The organism is Bradyrhizobium sp. USDA 4341 (assembly GCF_054063755.1).
This window is the reverse complement of the sequence record NZ_JBSSGO010000002.1, coordinates 9,330,341-9,348,963: the sequence shown is the minus strand read 5'-3', so window position 1 is coordinate 9,348,963 and position 18,623 is coordinate 9,330,341. Positions and strand designations below refer to the sequence as shown.

The 18,623-nt window shown below is 64.2% G+C and carries 17 protein-coding genes; 8 read left to right on the top strand and 9 right to left on the bottom strand.

What is annotated here, in order from left to right; genetic code table 11:
• Positions 1-171: 171 nt before the first annotated feature.
• Genes ACVIGB_RS49265 through ACVIGB_RS49250 form a run of 4 tightly spaced genes read left to right on the top strand, consistent with a single transcriptional unit; the run spans position 172 to position 4,885 of the window.
• Positions 172-1,323: an ABC transporter substrate-binding protein gene (locus tag ACVIGB_RS49265; RefSeq protein ID WP_456723799.1), complete on the top strand. Its 1,152-nt coding sequence runs from the start codon at positions 172-174 to the stop codon at positions 1,321-1,323.
• Between the two features lie 42 nt (positions 1,324-1,365).
• Positions 1,366-2,409, top strand: coding sequence for a branched-chain amino acid ABC transporter permease (locus tag ACVIGB_RS49260; protein ID WP_456723800.1), 1,044 nt, complete (start codon positions 1,366-1,368; stop codon positions 2,407-2,409).
• Positions 2,406-4,175 carry a branched-chain amino acid ABC transporter ATP-binding protein/permease gene (locus ACVIGB_RS49255; protein WP_456723801.1) on the top strand — a complete coding sequence of 590 codons (1,770 nt, stop codon included), beginning with the start codon at positions 2,406-2,408 and terminating at the stop codon, positions 4,173-4,175. The genes ACVIGB_RS49260 and ACVIGB_RS49255 overlap by 4 nt, the downstream gene beginning before the upstream one ends.
• Positions 4,172-4,885 carry an ABC transporter ATP-binding protein gene (locus ACVIGB_RS49250; protein WP_456723802.1) on the top strand — a complete coding sequence of 238 codons (714 nt, stop codon included), beginning with the start codon at positions 4,172-4,174 and terminating at the stop codon, positions 4,883-4,885. The genes ACVIGB_RS49255 and ACVIGB_RS49250 overlap by 4 nt, the downstream gene beginning before the upstream one ends.
• 165 nt (positions 4,886-5,050) lie before the next feature.
• Here ACVIGB_RS49250 and ACVIGB_RS49245 read toward each other — a convergent pair whose 3' ends face one another.
• The 5 genes from ACVIGB_RS49245 to ACVIGB_RS49225 form a co-directional block, all read right to left on the bottom strand.
• Positions 5,051-5,791: a hypothetical protein gene (locus tag ACVIGB_RS49245; RefSeq protein ID WP_456723803.1), complete on the bottom strand. Its 741-nt coding sequence runs from the start codon at positions 5,789-5,791 to the stop codon at positions 5,051-5,053.
• Entirely contained in the window at positions 5,788-6,219 is a 432-nt protein-coding gene (locus tag ACVIGB_RS49240) for an acyl-CoA thioesterase (RefSeq protein ID WP_456723804.1), read from the bottom strand. Before ACVIGB_RS49240 ends, ACVIGB_RS49245 begins: the two co-directional genes overlap by 4 nt.
• Entirely contained in the window at positions 6,219-7,127 is a 909-nt protein-coding gene (locus ACVIGB_RS49235; RefSeq protein WP_456723805.1) for a fumarylacetoacetate hydrolase family protein, read from the bottom strand. The genes ACVIGB_RS49240 and ACVIGB_RS49235 overlap by 1 nt, the downstream gene beginning before the upstream one ends.
• Positions 7,128-7,169: 42 nt before the next feature.
• Positions 7,170-8,276 carry a cupin domain-containing protein gene (locus ACVIGB_RS49230; protein ID WP_456723806.1) on the bottom strand — a complete coding sequence of 369 codons (1,107 nt, stop codon included), beginning with the start codon at positions 8,274-8,276 and terminating at the stop codon, positions 7,170-7,172.
• Positions 8,277-8,510: 234 nt separating this feature from the next.
• Positions 8,511-9,539 carry a carbon-nitrogen hydrolase family protein gene (locus ACVIGB_RS49225; RefSeq protein ID WP_456723807.1) on the bottom strand — a complete coding sequence of 343 codons (1,029 nt, stop codon included), beginning with the start codon at positions 9,537-9,539 and terminating at the stop codon, positions 8,511-8,513.
• A gap of 128 nt (positions 9,540-9,667) precedes the next feature.
• Here ACVIGB_RS49225 and ACVIGB_RS49220 point away from each other — a divergent pair, with 128 nt between their 5' ends.
• The 4 genes from ACVIGB_RS49220 to ACVIGB_RS49205 are packed head-to-tail and all read left to right on the top strand — an operon-like array spanning position 9,668 to position 14,407.
• Positions 9,668-11,827, top strand: a complete 2,160-nt coding sequence (locus ACVIGB_RS49220) for a thiamine pyrophosphate-dependent enzyme (protein ID WP_456723808.1) — start codon at positions 9,668-9,670, stop codon at positions 11,825-11,827.
• A gap of 38 nt (positions 11,828-11,865) precedes the next feature.
• Positions 11,866-13,431 (top strand): indolepyruvate oxidoreductase subunit beta family protein, encoded by a 1,566-nt coding sequence (locus tag ACVIGB_RS49215; protein WP_456723809.1) that lies wholly within the window; start codon positions 11,866-11,868, stop codon positions 13,429-13,431.
• On the top strand, positions 13,431-13,925 hold the full coding sequence (locus ACVIGB_RS49210; protein WP_456723810.1) for a MarR family winged helix-turn-helix transcriptional regulator: 495 nt from the start codon (positions 13,431-13,433) through the stop codon (positions 13,923-13,925). Before ACVIGB_RS49215 ends, ACVIGB_RS49210 begins: the two co-directional genes overlap by 1 nt.
• Positions 13,925-14,407, top strand: a complete 483-nt coding sequence (locus ACVIGB_RS49205; protein ID WP_092125511.1) for a MarR family winged helix-turn-helix transcriptional regulator — start codon at positions 13,925-13,927, stop codon at positions 14,405-14,407. The genes ACVIGB_RS49210 and ACVIGB_RS49205 overlap by 1 nt, the downstream gene beginning before the upstream one ends.
• An 11-nt stretch (positions 14,408-14,418) precedes the next feature.
• On the opposite strand, the gene ACVIGB_RS49200 is transcribed toward ACVIGB_RS49205, so the two are convergent.
• From ACVIGB_RS49200 to ACVIGB_RS49185, 4 genes are read right to left on the bottom strand one after another with little or no spacing between them, the layout of a single operon-like run.
• Positions 14,419-15,147: an SDR family NAD(P)-dependent oxidoreductase gene (locus ACVIGB_RS49200; RefSeq protein WP_456723811.1), complete on the bottom strand. Its 729-nt coding sequence runs from the start codon at positions 15,145-15,147 to the stop codon at positions 14,419-14,421.
• Positions 15,148-15,173: 26 nt separating this feature from the next.
• Positions 15,174-16,790 (bottom strand): ATP-dependent acyl-CoA ligase, encoded by a 1,617-nt coding sequence (locus ACVIGB_RS49195; protein WP_456723812.1) that lies wholly within the window; start codon positions 16,788-16,790, stop codon positions 15,174-15,176.
• A gap of 7 nt (positions 16,791-16,797) precedes the next feature.
• Positions 16,798-17,274 carry an aromatic-ring-hydroxylating dioxygenase subunit beta gene (locus ACVIGB_RS49190; RefSeq protein WP_456723813.1) on the bottom strand — a complete coding sequence of 159 codons (477 nt, stop codon included), beginning with the start codon at positions 17,272-17,274 and terminating at the stop codon, positions 16,798-16,800.
• On the bottom strand, positions 17,271-18,611 hold the full coding sequence (locus tag ACVIGB_RS49185; protein WP_456723814.1) for a Rieske 2Fe-2S domain-containing protein: 1,341 nt from the start codon (positions 18,609-18,611) through the stop codon (positions 17,271-17,273). The genes ACVIGB_RS49190 and ACVIGB_RS49185 overlap by 4 nt, the downstream gene beginning before the upstream one ends.
• Positions 18,612-18,623: the final 12 nt, after the last annotated feature.

Below are 18,623 nucleotides of genomic sequence, written 5' to 3'. Positions count from 1 at the left end.
ATTCGAGCGGCACATCTCGCCATGGCTGCTGACGCCCCGGCCAAGCGAACTTCCCTCTCGCCGCGCCCCGCGTCTGGCGCTGCAACAATGCCTTCAATCGGTTCGTGCACAGCGCGGGCTCCTGCCCGGCTTCCAGACATTCGTATCCAGCATCAACGGAGGACAACGCAAATGCGGCAGAAGACCCTGGGCTTACTCGCACTTGTCGCCGGCGTCTTCGCAGCACCGACTGCGCAAGCCGACATCACGATCGGCTTTGTCACCTCGCTGAGCGGCAACGGCGCGTCGATCGGCATCCCCTATGGGCGCGGCATCAATGCCGCCTATGAATATAAGAAGACGATCAACGGCGAGACCATCCGCCTGATCCAGCTCGACGACGGTTCCGATCCGTCGGCCGCGACGCGCAACGCGCGCAAGCTCGTCGAGGAGGAGAAGGTCGACCTCCTGATCGGCACCGCGACGACCCCCTCGACCATCGCCATGGCGGCCGTCGCCAGTGAATTGAAGGTGCCGATGATCTCGATCTCGCCAATCGGCAAGCTTCCGGAATCGCCGGAGCAGTGGGTCGTCGCGGTGCCGCAGCCGGCTTCGCTCCTCGTCAAGATCGTCGCAGATAGGATGAAGCGCGATGGCATGAAGAATATTGGTTATATCGGCTTCTCCGATGCATGGGGCGACCTCGTCTACAACGGGGCGAAGGCCGCCGAACCCGTTGTAGACATCAAGGTCCAGACCAACGAGCGCTATGCCCGCACCGATACCTCGGTGACCGCGCAGATCCTCAAGGTCATGGCTGCACGTCCCGACGCGGTGCTGATCGGCGGCTCGGGCACGCAAGGCGCGTTGCCTCTCATCACGCTCTCCGAACGTGGCTTCAAGGGCAATACCTACGGCACCGTGGCGCTGGTCAATCCGGACTTCGTCACGGTTGGTGGCAAGGCCGCCGAGGGCATTCAGGTCTCCGCCGGCCCCGTGATCGTGGCCGAACAGCTTCCGGACGAGCACTTCGCCAAGAAAATCGCGCTCGATTTCCGCGCGGTCTACCAGAAGACCCACAACATTCCGACCACCGACGGGTTCTCCGCCTACTCCTTCGATGCCTGGCTGATCTTTGCCAACGCCGCCGAGCGGGCGCTCAAGACCGCGAAGCCCGGAACGACGGAATTCCGCACGGCGCTGCGAGACGCCATCCTCAGCACCAAGGAACTGCCCGGCGTGCATGCCGTCTACAACTTCAAGCCCGGTGCGGTGACCGGCGTCGACGAGCGCTCGCTGGTGGTGGTCCGCCTGACCGGCGGCGCCTGGAAGTACGCACCATAAGCGGAGGATGGCCGGCGGTCAGAACGGGGGAACGGCGTCTCAATGACGAGCGATATCGCGGCCATCCTTGCGATCGACGGGATCGCCACCGGTGCGGTCTACGCACTGGTTGCGATCGGAACCGTGCTCATCTTCACGGTGACACGGGTCATCTTCATTCCCTTCGGCGACATCGCCGCCTTCACTGCGCTGACACTTGCGGCCCTCGATGCCAAGCGCTTTCCGGGGACCGGCGCGCTGGTCGTGGTGCTGGCGTGCCTTGCGACCCTGATCGAGATCACCTCGCTCATTCGCAACGGCGAGCTTCGCCTGCTGCCGCGCGCGCTTCTGTTCTATCTCGCCCTTCCATTGGCGGTGGTCGGCATCGCCTGGCTCACCATGCGCATGGACCCGCCGCTCGCCGTCCGGCTCGTGCTCGCGCTGATGCTGATAACGCCGATCGCCCCTCTGCTTGACCGGATCGTCTTCCGCCCGATCGCCGACGGCACGGTGCTGCTGCTGCTGACGGTCTCGGTGGCGCTGCATTTCGCGCTGGTCGGTCTTGGCTTGCTGTTCTTCGGCCCCGAGGGGGTCCGGACCGAGCCGCTGACGTCGTTGTCAACGGAGTTCGCCGGCGTCCTGATCTCGGGCCAGACCATGCTGATCGTGATCGCGGCGCTGGTCTTCAGCGGTCTCCTCTATCTCTTCTTCGACTTCACGCTGGTCGGCAAATCGCTCCGCGCCACGGCAGTGAACCGGACCGGCTCGCGGCTGATGGGGATCCGGCCGGCGCGGGCCGGCACCATCGCCTACCTGCTGGGATCGCTGATGGCCGGCGTATCCGGGATCCTGATCGCACCGGTGAATACTGTGTTCTACGATTCCGGCTTCCTGATCGGACTGAAGGCGTTCGTCGGCGCCATCGTCGGCGGCATGACCAGCTATCCCGGTGCAGCGATCGGCGCGGTCGGGGTCGGCATCCTCGAAAGCTTCGCATCCTTCCAGAGCAGTGCCTTGAAGGACGTGATCGTGTTCTCGCTGCTGATCCCGGTTCTGATCTGGCGATCCCTCGCCTCGCTGCATTCCGAGGAGGAGATCGAGGAATGACGCGGCTTCATGTTCAGCTCGCAGCAGTAGCAGCACTGGCGTGCCTCGCACTCGCGCCCCTCGTCCTGAGCCCGTTCAGCGTCACGCTGATGAACTATATCGGCATCTATTCGCTGGTCGCCATCGGCCTTGCGCTCCTCACCGGCGTCGGCGGCATCGTGTCGTTCGGACAGGCTGCGTTCGTCGGCATCGCGGCCTATGCGACGGCGTGGGTCTCCGCCCTGAACGGGCAATCGCCCTGGCTCGGCCTGCTGTTCGGGGTGGCGCTGACCTGCGGCGTGGCAGCCATCCTCGGCGTCGTCACCTTGCGCCTCCAGGGCCATTTCCTCTCGCTCTCGACCGTCGCGTGGGGCCTTGCGATCGGCTTCCTGTTCGGCAATGTCGAGGGGCTCGGCCGCTTCAACGGCATCTCGTCGATCCCGCCGATCACTGTTGGCTCGTTCGCGCTCGTCTCCAGCGCGCAGATCTATTATCTGATCTGGGGCATCGTCGCCCTGATGCTCTTCCTCGGCTACAATCTCCTGGACTCGCGGCTCGGCCGCGCCATGCGGGCACTGCGCGGCGGCAATACGCTGGTCGAGAGCCTCGGCATCAACGCCTTCCGGATCAAGCTCGTGACCTTCGTGATCGCGGCATTCCTGGCCTCGCTCTCCGGATGGCTTTACGCGCATATGAGCCGCTTCATCAGCCCGGGTCCGTTCGATGCCAGCATGGGCATCGAGTACCTGATGATGACGATGGTCGGCGGCGCGGGCAGCCTGCTCGGCGGGGTCGTCGGCGCCGCCATCGTGACGCTGCTCAAGAACAGCGTGCAGGACTATTTGCCGCTGATCGCCAAGGGCGCGTCCGGTCAGCTCGAGATCGTCGCCTTCTCCGCGCTGTTCATCCTGTTCCTGCAATGGGCGCGGCAGGGCATCGTTCCCTCCATTGCGCGCTATCTGCCCAAGACCAGGCGCGAGCGGCCGCAGCCGGCGCCACCGCTGCCGCGCCGTCCGCAGCCGGCACCGGGCGAGCTTCTCCTGAAGGTTGATGGCGCCGAGCGCCGGTTCGGCGGCCTCGTCGCGGTCAACAATGTCAGCTTCGAGGTGAGATCCGGCGAGATCCTTGCCGTCATCGGTCCGAACGGCGCCGGCAAGAGCACGATGTTCAACTGCCTGACCGGCGCGCTGCGGGTCAATAAGGGTGAGATCGTCTTTGCGGGCCGCCTGATCACGCGTGATCCGCAATCCCGCATCGCCAAGGCCGGCGTCGCCAGGACCTTCCAGCATGTGAAGCTGCGGCCGCGCATGAACCTGCTGGAGAACGTCATGCTCGGCACCTACAGCCGAACCCGCACTGGCCTGTTCGCCGGCGCCTTTCGCCTCAATCAGCGCGAGGAAGCCAGCGCCCGGCACGAGGCGCTGATGCAGCTCGAGCGCGTCGGGCTCGGCGACAAGCCGTTCGAGCTCGCCGGCAATCTTCCGCTTGGCAACCAGCGCATCCTGGAGATCGCACGCGCGCTCGCCGCGGATCCCGCGCTCCTGGTGCTGGACGAGCCGGCGGCGGGCCTGCGCCGCCAGGAAAAGCTGAGACTGGCGGAGTTGCTCCGCGCGCTGCGGGCGGATCACCTGACCATCCTCATCGTCGAGCACGATATGGAGTTCGTGATGTCGCTGGTCGACCGCATCGTGGTGCTCGATTTCGGCTCCAAGCTTTGCGAGGGCGTCCCAAGCGCGATCCGCAGCGACGAACGGGTTCAAGAGGCCTATCTCGGGGGCGTCGCGTGAGCGAGATGTTTTCCATCACCGATGTGACCGTCTGCTACGACAACGTCGAGGCCGTGCGCAACGTCTCGCTGTCGGTCGACGAAGGACAGATCGTCACCGTGATCGGCCCGAACGGCGCCGGCAAGACCACGCTGCTGATGGCCGCCATCGGGCTGCTCGGATCGCGTGGCCGCATGGCATTCCGGGGCAACGATATCCGGAAGATGTCCGTCGAGGATCGCGTCGAGCGCAGGCTCTGCCTGGTTCCGGAGAAGCGCGAGCTGTTCTCCGACATGTCGGTCGCCGACAACCTTCTGCTCGGCTCCTACAGCCTGCGCGACCGCTCCGGCGTCCGAAAGACGCTGGATGAGGTTTATGATCGCTTTCCCCGGCTCAGGGAACGACAACGCCAGGCCGCCGGCACGCTGTCCGGCGGCGAGCGCCAGATGCTCGCGCTGGGGCGCGCGCTGATGGCAAAGCCCACGCTCCTGATGCTCGACGAACCCAGTCTCGGCCTTGCGCCGCTGATCGTGCGCGAGATCTTTCGCACCATCGCGTCCTTGCGCGATTTGGGTGTGTCCATCCTGCTGGTCGAGCAGAACGCCCGTGCCGCGCTCGAGACCGCCGACTATGGTTACGTGCTGGAGACCGGCGAGATCGTGCAGTCCGGCCCTGCCAAGGATCTGATCCACGATCCCCGGTTGATCACGGCCTATCTCGGCGGGCACTGAGACCGGTTTGGGTCGATCCCGGCGAGCCGCACACCAAAAAAATCGAAAACAACCCCATGCACAGTAGCCGGCCACAGCAACATCAATGGCTTGCTGGCCCGAAGCAACGCATGCTGATTTTCAGAATCCGCTTGCACCGTCGGGCAAATCAGGGGCACGATGCCATCATCGCGGCGTTCCGCCCTCGCCCATCTCGCTCATCTCCCTTGCCGGGACGATGCTCGTCAGCATCGGAAAATGCTTGTTGCCGCCCGCGAACGGCGGAAACCGGACGAAGTCCGCGCGCATGCGCTTGATCACGTCGGAGCTCAGCGCTCGCGCAAGGGCTTGCGGGCTGTCGAACATCAGTCTGTTGCGCTGCATGTACTCGACCCGCTGCGACGGCAGCCGGTCGACCCAATCGATACGCGTGTAAATCTCGATCTGGCGGACGTCAGGGAAGGTCCGCATGATCGACGGATGATGCTCCAGGTAATGCAAATTCCAGGCATTGATATCGTCGGCCGGCCCGGGATAGTGCACGAGGTAGCTGCACGGCGTGACCGTACCGTTCGCATGCGTGGCGTCGTCGACGGGATAGGCACGCGTTACCATCGCCTGGTGCGTCACGTCCAATCCGGCAAGGCTCGGCAGTCCGCGACCTGCCGCAAGACCTGCGAGCACGCCACCGCGGTCCATCGCGGACTCGCACGCAAACAGATTCGGAAAACGCAGTTGGAGCGCAAATACCGGTCCGGCCCCGTCGGCCTTGTAGGGATGATCGACCGATTGCTCCAGCGGCGTGAACAGCAGGCCCTCGGCCATCCCCGGAGTAGACCCCACGAGGGCAGCCGCAGCAGCAAGATCGTCCGCGTGAATTCGCCGCTCGCCTTTCGGATCGGAGAACGTCATGAACAGCGAGATCATGATGCAGCCCTCTCCTCGCCGGCTTGCAGATGCGACATGAGAGCCGCACGAACGTCGTCAGGCCATGGGATAGCGTGATGATCGACCAGCGACGTCGCGGCGAGGATCTGGCGCGCCCGCCAGCGCACGCCATCTGCGGCCGTCACGACGTGCGCCAGATGGAGCGAGGCGCGGCCGACCTTGACGACGCGCAGGCCGAACGTCAGGCAGTCGCCGAATTTCGACGGCCGTGAAAAGTCGCAAGCCAGATGCACGGTCGGGGTCCCGATCCTGCGGATCGTGATCAGCTCCGGCCAGGAAAATCCGATCACAGCCCAAAACTCCTCAACCACGCCGTTGAGGATGTTCAGGTAGGACGGGAAATAGGCGATCCCCGATGGATCGCAATCCCCGAACCTCAGCTCGCGATCGAACGAGAACAGCGTCATCAGATCGCAACAACGGGGTGCCGGATGACGCCGACGCCGTCGACGCCCGCCTCGACCACATCGCCGGGCCACAGCCATTCCTGCGGATTCATGCCGGCGCCAACGCCTTCGGGCGTTCCGGTCGCGATGATGTCGCCCGGCTCGAGCGTCATGCCGGACGAGATGTCGGCGATCAGGGCCGGAATATCGAAGATCATGTATTTGGTGTTGGAGTCCTGCTTGATGACGCCGTTCTTGGTCAGCCAAAGCCTGAGATCGTGCGGATCGGGAATCTCGTCCGCAGTCACGATGCAAGGGCCGAACGGCGCGTAGGTGTCCATGCCCTTGGAGAATATCCACTGCCCGGCGCGGCGATTGTCCCGCGCGGAAATGTCGATCATCACGGAATAGCCGAATACGTGATCCATCGCCTTCTCGACCGGGATGCGCGTCGCGGTCTTGCCGATGATGACGGCGAGCTCGACCTCCCAGTCGAGCTGCCGGGTGACGCTGGCATTGTGCTGGATCGCCGCTCCCGGCCCGATCACGGCGGTCGGCGGTTTGGAAAACACCACCGGCTGCTTCGGCAGATCCTTGTCGGTGTCGAGGCTCTTGGCGGACTCCGCCACATGCGCACGATAGTTCAGCCCGATCCCGAAGATGTTCTTGCGCGGGCGCGGGATCGGTGCCTGCAGCTTGACGTCCTCGAGCGGAACGGCGGCACCGACCGGCAGCGCCCCGTTGGCGCTGTCCAGACATTCCCTCAGCGCTGGCAGCAGCGTAACGCCATTATCGATCAACGAGAGCATATCGCCCGGCCAGACAAGACCGCGGGACGCACCGAGGCGCTCGACATCGACAACCAAACCGTTGACGACAACCCCAAGCCGGGCACCGCTGGAGCCCAAGGTGTAGGTGACTAGACGCATGAAAGCTTGATCCGGTTTCGGGTTGAATTCTGCGGGGAAATGTCAGGCCGCGACCGACTGATGGCCGGCATTGTCGCCATAGGCCTCTTCACGGTAGAGACCGAGCCCTTCGATGACGGGGAGATCGTTGAAACAGAACAGGCAGGCGTCCTCGCTCCCGGAGCCGTTGCCGTGCTCATGCCAGGCCCAGGAGGGAACACAGAAAATGTCGCGCTCCTGCCACTCGAACCGCTTGCCGCCGATCACGGAGTAGCCGTGTCCTTTGGCGACCTGATAGACGAAGCTTCCGGTGTGCCGGTGCGACCTGGTCTTCTCGCCCGGACGCAGCAACTGCATGCTGGCGCCGATGGTCTGCATCACATGTCCGCCGGTGATCGGATTGACATAGTTCATCAGGATGCCGTCATAGGGCGATCCGTCGGTCGCGGCGGCATATTTTCGCAACGACTCGTAAGTCGGCTCCCACTCATATTTGAACATCGGTGAATAGCCGTTCGACCATCGCGAACCCGCCGGCCGAAGGCCGGGATTGCCCCAAGTCTTGGTCATGTCGTCGACGGGATAGCCCGACTCCTCCTGCTGGATCTTCGGGTGCACGACGAAGAAATTGGCCTCCAGCGCGTTGACCAGCGGAATGTCGAGCCCATCCTGCCAGATGCAAACCGAGCCGTTTGCCTCGACGCCATGCTCGTGCCAGGTGCCGTTCGGCGTCAGCACGAAATCCCGCGCGCCGAGCGTCATCTTGTGGCCATCGACGATGGTATAGGCGCCCGTCCCTTCCATGATGAAGCGCAGGGCGGAGGCCGAATGCGCATGGGCCGATGCCACTTCGCCCGGGTGCATCACCTGCAAGCCTGAATAGAGCCAACCGACAGCGGCCGACACGTCGCGGCGACCGGGATTGTTGAGGTAGATCACCCGCCGTCCCGCCTTCTCCGGCGAAACGAGTTCTACCGAGCGCAGCACGTGCTCGCGCAGATCGCTGTAGCGCCAGAGCACGGGAATGGACGCCGACTGCGGCTGCCACGGCTCGATCCTGTTGGCGACCGTCCACAGCGCGGCCGCGTCGAACTTCTCGAGGTCCTGGTAGTAGGCCTTGAGTTCCGGGGTATCCTCGACATTGGCCCGGCCGATGACGTTCTCGCCCATCCTGTCCTCCAAGTCTTGGCTCATGACGTCTTATGACGTCCTGTCTCATGCAGTCCCGTCGCTACATCCACCATTGTCGTCCTGGCGAAAGCCAGGACCCATAACCACCTTGTGAAAGGGATCGTGGCCCCGGATCGCCCGACAATGACCATTCGGGGTAATGGGTCCTGGCTTTCGCCAGGACAACGGTGAGGTGGTTCGCGCTTCGTGGCGTCGTTGGATCGACACGTCCCATTATTCCGTCCTGCCTGGGATTGAGACGAAGTTCGCCTGCTCCGCTGCGTCAGCCGCCAGACGTTCGCCTTCCGCAAGGCCGAGCGGCGCCTGCGGACGGCGGTTGACCCGCAAATCGAAAATGTCGAACCGGTTATAGTGCCCGACGATGTCGTGCATCTGCTTCGGCTGAATGCAGCGCTCGAGGTCGATATCGGCATAGACGATGCCTTCATCGTCGATCAGTGGCTCGCCGACGAGACGGCCGTCCGGTCCGATCACGCCGGAGAACGCGCTCGACTTGCGCTGCAGGCGCGCCCGCGCGTCGGGAACGACGGTCTCCATGGCCGCAATGATCTCCTCCGACACGGTCGAGCAGGAGACGATCGTAAAAATCTTTCCCTCAAAGGAATGGGCAATGGCGCGCAGCTTGATCGCCTCCGCCATGTCGTAGTCCGGCGGCGCGACGGGGAGCGAGATGTAGCTCGCGACGTGAACCAGCTCGCCCTGCCCGAGCAGCGCGAAGCGCGCGAGCGTGTTGGTGTTCTCGCCGCAGGCGAGCCCGCCGAGGCGCCCGATCTCGGTGTCATAGACGCGCAGGCTCGACCCGTCACCGCCGGTCCAGGTCAGCTTCTCTGCCCAGGTCGGCACCAGCTTGCGGTGCTTGCCGAGCAGCGTTCCGTCCGGGCCGATGAAAACCAGCGTGTTGTAGATTGCGCCGAGCGACACCGGGCTGCGCTCGTTCACCCCGAATACGACATAGCACCCGGCATCGCGCGCGGCCTTCCGGATGACGTCGATCTCGGGACCCGGCACCAGCACCGATGCCTTGACGAGCTTCTCGAACCAGGCGCTGCCCGTGACAGGATCGGTGATCCAGTTCCAATAGGGATAGCCGGGCACGAAGACTTCGGGGAATGCGACCAGCCTCGCGCCGTTCGCCGCCGCCTCACGCACCAGTGAGGCGGCCTTGTCGGCGGTCGCGCTGGCGTTGAGATATACAGGTGAAGCCTGGACGGCGGCGGCTCTAAAGCGCGGCAGCTTCAGCATTGGCCCTACCCTGTCGCTGGCTCATACTCGCCGTCCGGAGCAGAGATCCGCAAAGCCAGACGGCGAAGGCGCAGCGTTGACTTACTTTACATGTAAACGTATGCTATAGCATATTTCTGGAGGGTGCAATGGCTGAACGGTCTTTTGCTCGCGAGGTCGAGGATCTCCGGCTCGGCGACGGCGACACCTTCCGCGGCGAAGGCATTCTCGCCATCACCAAGGCACTCCTGCAATCGGGCGTTGCTTATGTCGGCGGCTATCAGGGCTCGCCGATCTCGCACCTGATGGACGTGCTGGCCGACGCCAAGGACGTGCTCGACGACCTCGGCGTCGTCTTCCAGAGCTCCGCCAATGAAGCAGCGGCGGCGGCGATGCTGTCGGCCTCCGTGATGTATCCGCTGCGCGGCGCGGTGGCGTGGAAGTCGACGGTCGGCACCAATGTCGCCTCCGACGCGCTGGCCAATCTCGCCTCTGGCGGCGTTACCGGCGGCACGATGATCATCGTCGGCGAGGATTACGGCGAAGGCTCCTCGATCATGCAGGAGCGCACCCATGCCTTTGCGATGAAATCGCAGATCTGGCTGCTGGATCCCCGTCCTGACCATGAATGCATCGTCAACCTGATCGAGAAGGGCTTTGAGCTCTCGGAGGTCTCGAACACCCCTGTCATGCTGGAGGTGCGCGTCCGTGCCTGTCACATGCACGGCAGCTTTGCCTGCAAGGACAATGTCAGGCCGGCCCACACCATCAAGGACGCGCTGAACAATCCGAAGCGCGACGTCGGCCGCATCGTGCTGCCGCCGGCGGCCTACGAGCATGAGCAGGAGAAGATCAAGACGCGGATGCCCGCAGCCATCAACTTCGTCCGCGACAACAGGCTGAATGAATGGATGGGGCCGAAGCAGGGCAAGGTCGGCATCATCATGCAGGGCGGGATGTACAACAACGTCGTCCGCGCACTGCAATATCTCGGGCTATCCGATGCCTACGGCAACACGCAGGTTCCGCTCTACGTCATGAACGTCACCTACCCCGTGATCGACACCGAGGTCGCCGAGTTCTGCCTCGACAAGGACGCCGTCCTGATCGTCGAGGAGGGCCAGCCGGAATATCTGGAGCAAGCGATCAACACGGTGCTGCGCCGCAGGGATATCCAGGCGCGCATCCACGGCAAGGACGTGCTGCCGATGGGTGGCGACTATACCGCGCAGGTGCTGCTCGGCGGCGTGCGCGAATTCATCGAGAAGACCGAGCCGAGGCTGCTTGGCAATCGGCCACCGGCGCCGGACGCGAGCCCCGTGCTCAGCCACCCCGAGGTCGAGAAGCTGAAGCACGTCGTGCCGGCGCGTCCGCCCGGCCTTTGCACCGGCTGTCCGGAACGGCCGATCTTCGCCGCCATGAAGCTCGTCGAGAGCGAGCTCGGCCAGCACCATGTCTCCGCCGACATCGGCTGCCACCTGTTCTCGATCCTGCCGCCGTTCAACATCGGCGCGACGACCATGGGTTTTGGCCTCGGCCCGGCCTCGACCTCGGCCTTCAACGTCAAGGCCGACAAGCGCTCGATCGCCGTGATGGGTGACGGCGGCTTCTGGCACAACGGGCTGACCAGCGGGATCGGCAACGCCGTCTTCAACAAGCATGACGGCGTCTTCATCATCGTCGACAATTACTACACCTCGGCGACCGGCGGTCAGGACATCCTGTCGTCGCGCGCGACGAGCAAGCGGCGCAATACCAACAACTCGATCGTGCAGGCCGTGAAGGGCATCGGCGGGCAATGGGTCCGGCAGATCGACCGTACCTACGATGTCGGCCGGATGCGCGACACGCTGAAGGAGGCGCTGACGACCAAGGAGGAAGGCCCAAAGGTCATCGTCGCGTCCTCCGAATGCATGCTGAACAAGCAGCGCCGCGTGAGGCCGCAGATCAGCAAGGCGATCAAGGACGGCGTTCGCACCGTCAAGGAACGTTTCGGCGTCGACGAGGACGTCTGCACCGGCGACCACGCCTGCATCCGCCTCTCCGGCTGCCCGTCCCTCTCGGTCAAGCAGCTCGACGATCCCTTGCGCGACGATCCCGTTGCGGCCATCGACAATTCCTGCGTCGGATGCGGCAATTGCGGCGAGGTCGCGGACGCGGCCGTGCTGTGTCCCTCGTTCTATCGCGCAGACGTCATTCACAATCCGACCGGCTGGGACAAGTTCAAGTCGCGGGTCGCCATGGCCGTGATCGGCTGGCTGCAACGGCGGCGCGATCGCCGGCGTCCGGCGCTCGAGGCCTTGGCGTGAGAGCCTTGGCATGAAAGCCTTAACATGAAGGCCTTGGCATGAGAGACGAGACGGTCCAGCTGGCGCTTCCCGCCGCAGGTGACGCGACCGAGCGGCCGATCTCGATCGCGATCGTCGCGATGGGTGGCCAGGGCGGCGGCGTCCTCACCGACTGGATCGTCCAGCTCGCCGAGAACCATGGCTGGGTCGCGCAGTCGACATCGGTGCCCGGCGTCGCCCAACGCACCGGCGCCACGATCTACTACATCGAGGCGATGCCGCCGCTCGATGGCCGCAAGCCGATCCTGTCGCTGATGCCGACGCCCGGCGACGTCGACGTGGTGATGGCGGCGGAATTCATGGAAGCCGGCCGCTCGATCCTGCGCGGCCTGGTGACGCCGGACCGCACCACGCTGATCGCATCCAATCACCGGACGTTTGCGATCGGCGAGAAGATCGCGCCGGGGAACGGCATCGCCGACCAGGGCGCGGTGACCGGCGCCATCGGGGTCGCCGCCAAGACCGAGATCATCTTCGACATGAACGCGCTGGCGATCGCCAACGGCAGCGTGATCTCGGCCGCGATGTTCGGCGCGCTCGCAGGCGCCGGCGTGCTGAGCTTTAGTCGCGAGAGCTATCTCGACGTCATCCGCGCCGGCGACAAGGGCGCGCAAGCCAGCGTCCGCGCGTTCGAGGCTGCGTTCGACCGGGTGCAGTCGAAATCTCCGGACCCTGCGCCGCCGGCGCAATCGGAGGCGGCTGACAGCGCTCCCTTCCCGGCCACTCTGGATCCCCGTCTTGCCGGCCTCGCCGCCCGGCTGGCGCAGGAGTTACCCGCGGCCGTGCAGGCGATGGGCCGCGCCGGGCTGAAGAAGGTCGTCGATTTCCAGGACGTCGCCTATGGCGATGAATATCTCGACATCCTCGGCGAGCTCCACGCCGCCGATCGCAGCTCCGGCGGCGCCGGGCGCGATTTTGCCTTCACCCAGGCCGCCGCAAAATATCTCGCCAACGCCATGGCCTATGATGACGTCATCCGCGTTGCCGACCTCAAGACCAGATCCGGCCGCCGTGCGCGGATCGAGGGCGAACTCGAGTTGTCAGAGGATCAGGTGCTCCAGACCACCGAGTTCATGCATCCCCGCATGGAAGAGGTCATGGGCATGCTCCCAGTGGGCTTTGGCCGCTGGCTCGGCGCCAAGCCGCGCCTGCTCGGCTGGCTCGACCGTCGCGTCAACAAGGGGCGCCGGGTGCGGACCTACTCTCTGCCCTGGTTCCTCGCGCTCTATGTCGTCGGCGGACTTCGCGGCATACGCCGCCGCTCGCTGCGTCACGCGATCGAGACGACCCATCGGGACCAATGGCTCAACGCCGCGACAGAGGCGGTGCGAGCGAACTATCAGTTGGGCGTCGAGGTCTTGCAATGCCGGCGCCTTGTCAAAGGCTATTCCGACACCCACAGCCGCGGCCTGTCGAAGTTCGACAAGACGCTGGCCGCGATCAGACTGGTCGCACCGCGCGACGATGCTGCCGACTGGGCGCGCCGACTGCGGGAAGCCGCGCTGAAGGACAGCGAAGGCAAGGAGCTCGACGGCGTGATCCAGACCATCAAGAGCTTTGCATGATGCCGGCAGCACTCAAAGAGAGCACAGCCCCCGTATTCGGGCAGATTGAAACCCGGCTGTGGCTGCAACTGCTGTCCCTGCATGGCGAGCTGTTTGCGTCGCTGAATTCCATGCTCAGCTCGGAGTTCGCCTTGTCGCTGGCCAAGTTCGACGTGCTGGCTCAGCTCGACCGTTACAGGGACGGAATGGCACTCGGACAGTTGTCGCAGAACCTGAAAGTGTCCGGCGGCAACGTCTCGGGCCTGGTGCAGCGCCTGCTGGCTGACGACCTCATCAGCAAGGAGATGTCGAGCGAGGACCGCCGGTCGTTCATCGTGCGCCTGACGCCGAAGGGCGAAGCACTGTTCAGGAAGGCAGCCGACGTGCACAAGAGGCATCTCAGCGAACGGCTCGAAGGTATCCCCGCCCAGGAGCTGGAGGCCGCACTGTCGGTGCTGCGGTCCCTCTCCTCGAAACTTGGCAGCGAAAGCAAGAAGCAGGGTCGCAAGACATAATGGCCAAAGACTCCAGGAGCAGATGGAAATCCGGTCCGCCGCGGACGCGGGACCAGCTGCAAAGCTACATTCCCTATCTCTTCAACCGGCTCGCCAATCGCTGGAACCTGGATCAGAACCGTGATCTCAGCGAGCACAACATCAACAACGTCGTGTTCCGGACGCTGTCGGTCCTGTTCATCTACAAGACCTTGACCGTCAACGAGATCGCCGTTCTGGCGGTCACCGAGCAGTCGACCGCGAGCCGCATGGTCGAGTCGATGGTGTCATCGGGCCTCGTCAAGCGCGAGATCGCGGAAGAAGACCAGCGTCGCCGCGTCGTCGGATTGACGGCGGACGGTGAGGCCCTGCTGCGAAAGATCTGGCCGATCATGGAGAACAATTACGACCGGCTGACCGTGGGTATCGATCCCGACGAGATCGAGGTATGCGCTCGCGTGCTTGCCAAGATGGTCGAGAACATCCGCCAGAATCAGATCTGATCCGCACACGATCAGGGACTGAGGCCGGCAAGGCTGGTGCCGCCGCAGACGTAGAGCACCTGTCCGGTCACGAAGTCCGAGCGCTCGTCGAGGAAGAAACTGATCGCGTGCGCCACGTCCTCGCGCGAGCCGAGCCGCCCGACCGGAACGTTGCGCGCCATCCGCTCCTGCTGCTCGGAGCCCTTCGGGACGACGCCCCAGAAATTGTCGGTCAGGATCGGGCCTGGTGCAACCACGTTCACCGTGATCCCGCTCGACGCCAGCTCCAGCGCCCATGTCCGCGCCATGCCGTGCACGCCGGCCTTGGTCGCGGAATAGGCCGAGCGCGTGGCCGCGCCCATGGCGGCGCGCGAGCTCACGAACACGATCCGCCCGAACCGTCGCGACCGCATCCCCTCCATCGCCGCCTGGGTCAGCAGCATCGGTGCGCCCAGGTGCAACTGCGCCAGCGTCAAGATGTCTTCCGGCTTCGCATCGGCCAGCAGGTTCGGCAGGATGATGCCGGCATTGTGCACCAGGCAATCGACCGCATGATCCCGGCAGATCTCCTGCGCAATGGCCCTGGTCTCCGCCAAGCTGGTCAAGTCCGCGCGATAGGCGGTGAGCAGATCGTGGGTCCAGTCCGGCTTCTCAAGCCCGACCGAAACGACCCGCTGTCCCTCGTCGAGGAGCTTTTTCGCCAGGGCCTCGCCGATCCCGGAATTGCCTCCGGTGATGAGTGTGGTGCGGGTCTGGCTCATGATCGGCTCCCTGCGAGCGGCATGTATCACTCCTGCCGCCGCTTGAGGTCGCGAAGATCGAAGAACGCGCCATCGCGCATCAGCTTCGCGACGAAATCCTTCAGTCCGCCGCGCTGGATCTTCTCGGTCGCGGTCAACGGGAGTTTTTCGACGAAGCAGATCCAGCCCGGCGCCTTGTAATAGGCCATCTGCTCCAGGCTCCAGCGCACGATATCCTCGGCCAGCGCGCGGTCTGCCCCCGGCTTCTCGGCGATGATGACCGCCGCGACCTCGTCGCCGCGCACCTGATCGGGTGTCGCCGCGACCGCGGCCTGCCGGACCGCGGGATGGCGGTTCAGCACGGACTCGACCTCGACCGCGGCGATGTTCTCGCCAGAGCGGCGGATCACGTTCTTCTTGCGGTCGACGAAATGAAGATCGCCGTCCGTATCGCGGGACACGATATCTCCGGTATGGAGCCATCCGTCCTTCCAGGCATCGGCGGTGGCTTCCGGGTTCTTCAGGTACTCGCTGAAGAAGCCGTAGCGGGGATCATCCCCCGCCCGCCGCACCAACAGCTCGCCCGGCGTTCCCACCGGCGCATCGTTGCCGCCGTCGTCGACGATCCGAACCTCGACTTCGGGCGCCGGACGTCCGAAACAGCTCGTGCCCACCTTGCGGGGCTCGACATGGGCGGCGATCACGCCGCCGCTTCCGGTCTCGGTCATCGCCCAGGCCTCGAGCAGCGGAAAGCCGAAGCGCTCTTCAAACGGCGCGTGCAGCAGTCTGTCGACGCCGGCGCCGAAGCCGAACCGCACGGTGTGCGCGCGATCTTCATGCGTCGGCGGCGCGCCCATCAGCATCGACGGCATGACGCCGAGATAATGCAGGCAGGTCGCCCGGCTGTCGCGCACCGATTTCCACCAGCTGCGCGGATGGAATCGATCGAGCATCGTCAGGCTGCCGCCGACCGACAGCATCGCCATCAGCGACACTGCCATCGCGTTCATGTGAAACAGCGGCAGCGGCGTGATCATGCGCTCGCCATCACCTCTGAGATCGATCAATCCGCCGACATCGCGATACCAGTCTCCGGAATACAGGAAGTAGGTGTTGGTCAGCACGCAGCCCTTGGGCTGGCCTGTCGTCCCCGACGTATAGAGCAGCGCGCATTCGCTCAAACCGTCGCCGGCGTTCGCCGGCCGCGCGCCACCGAACGGGGCTGGAATCTCGCCGCCGTTGGTCGCAACCGGAATGGGCCTGCCGGCCTGGCGCGCCGCTGTCTCGACCTCGTCGCGTCGTTTGGCGAGGACGAAGGCGGCATTCATCTCGGAATGCGCGATGATGTATTCGAGCTCGCTGACCCGCAGATCCGGGTTGATCGGCACCACGGAGACACCGAGCGCGTTCAAGGCGAACCACAGCTCGACGAACACCGGCCTGTTCTGGAGCAGCAGCCCGACCCGATGGCCTTCACCGTAACCGCGGTCTGCAAACGCCGCGCGCCAGCGTTCCACCCGCTCAAACATGGCACGGTACGAGATCTCCCCGGCCGCGATGCCGTAGATCTCGGCCGTCTCGGGCAGCACGTTGAGAAAGCCGGCTTCTCCCCGGCGGAGGGCGATCTCGCGGAAGCGGGTGTAGACGGTGGTCGCAGTGGTCAAGGCGCACTCACATGAAAAGCTGGATATTGCCGAACGGCGCGTCGAAATTCACGAGATCGATGCGCTTGAGCCTGATCTTGAGTTCATCGCCGACCGGAACGAGATCGTGCGACGCCCATCCCGAAAAGCGTTCCAGCGTGTCGCCGCGCGTCTCGGTGTAGAGAAAGGACGTCCGCGCGTTGAACACGCCGGCCGCCGGGTCGCACACCAGGATCTGCGGCGCCTGAAGCAGGTGATGACAGCGGCTCTTTGGCTTCTGGCTGAAGGTGCGTTCGCCGGCCAATCGCTCGATGCGCACTTTCATCAGCAACAGGTCTTCGTACATCAGCGACGGCTGGAGCACCGGGTCCTGCTGCTGCCATTCCAGCGGCATCCAGTAGCGCCCTTCCGGATGGAACAGGTCGAGCCACGCCTGCCATTGCATCGTGTCGAGGAGGTCGGCTTCCCGATAGATGAAATCGGTGATGGTCTTTTCGCTGATCATTCCGCGGCCTCGACCGGCTGGTCCATGTTCATGGTCATGAATTTGGCCCAGGCATGAAACTGGTTCCGCATCTGGCGCTCCGACGTGCCATTGATGACGGCGGTGACGTCAGGCGCTTCGTTGCTCTCGTAGAGCCGGCGCAGATTGACCCACTGATTGCCGTTCGACTTCAGCCCTTCCTGGGCCCGTTCATACATTTCGAGATCGTCGTGCCCGACGATCGAGGTCGGTGCGTTGATGAAGCGATTGTACATCAGCGCACGCTCGTAGAGCTTGTCGGGTGCTCCGACCAGACGATAGACCCAGCTCTCCACCAGCGTCCGGTCCACCGCGATCGGAATGAAATTGCGGAGGATCTGCACCGCGCCCTTGACCATGATGTTCGGGAAATAGACGGTGTTGTGCCGGACCTCTCCGAGAATCTCGTGGGCCCTTTTCTCGCCATAGGCTGCGACCATCTGGCCGAGATAGCCCTCGACGTCCGAATAGTTCGAATGGATGGAATTGGCGACGCCGGTATGGCCATGGCCGTTGGGCCAGATCCGGATGCCGCTCTGCTCGTAGAACTCGTACGGGCTCATGAACGGCCCATAGAGCTGCACCGCCATCGGCGTCTCCGTGGAATTGCCCTGTTCGCGTTGCCAGACCTTGATGGCGGTGCCCGCCGAGCTCTCATGCGCCACCATGGGATGGCAGGTGTCGGTCTGGTTCTCGACCAGCATCTTCCAATTGCAGGTGTGCATGTAGCGGATCGGCGTGGCCTCGACGGCCAGCTTCCCCTCCGGCGAGCGGTCGGCCATGTTGTCGATGGTCGAGAGGCTTTCACCAAAATAGTCTTCGAAGCCGACGCCGCTTTCGCTCAGGCGCGCGAAAATGAAATCCCGGTAGACGACGACATTCTTGATCCGCGACAGCCCGTCGTTGGCCTGGGTGTCGGCAAAGCCGGTGCCCTCGTAGCCCTTCTTCAGCGGGATCGCGAGCAGCGAGCCGTCGGTCTTGAACGACCAGGCATGGTAGGGACAGCGGAAGAATTTTCCGGTATTGCCGCACGGCTCGGAGGCGATCTTGACGCCCTTGTGCGGACAGCGATTGTAGAACAGGTGGATCGAACCGTCGGTATGGCGGCTGGCCACCACCGGCTGCCGGCCGATATTGGCGGTGATGAAGTCGCCGGCCTTCGACAACTGGCTGGCATGCCCGACATAGATCCAGCTGTTGGGAAACAGATGCTCCATCTCGAGATCGAAGACCTCGGGATCGACATAGACGTCGCGATGCACCTCGGCGTCGCGCACAAGCCCGCCGATCGCGCGGGGATTCTTTCCGTATTTCGCCATGGCGCCTCTTGC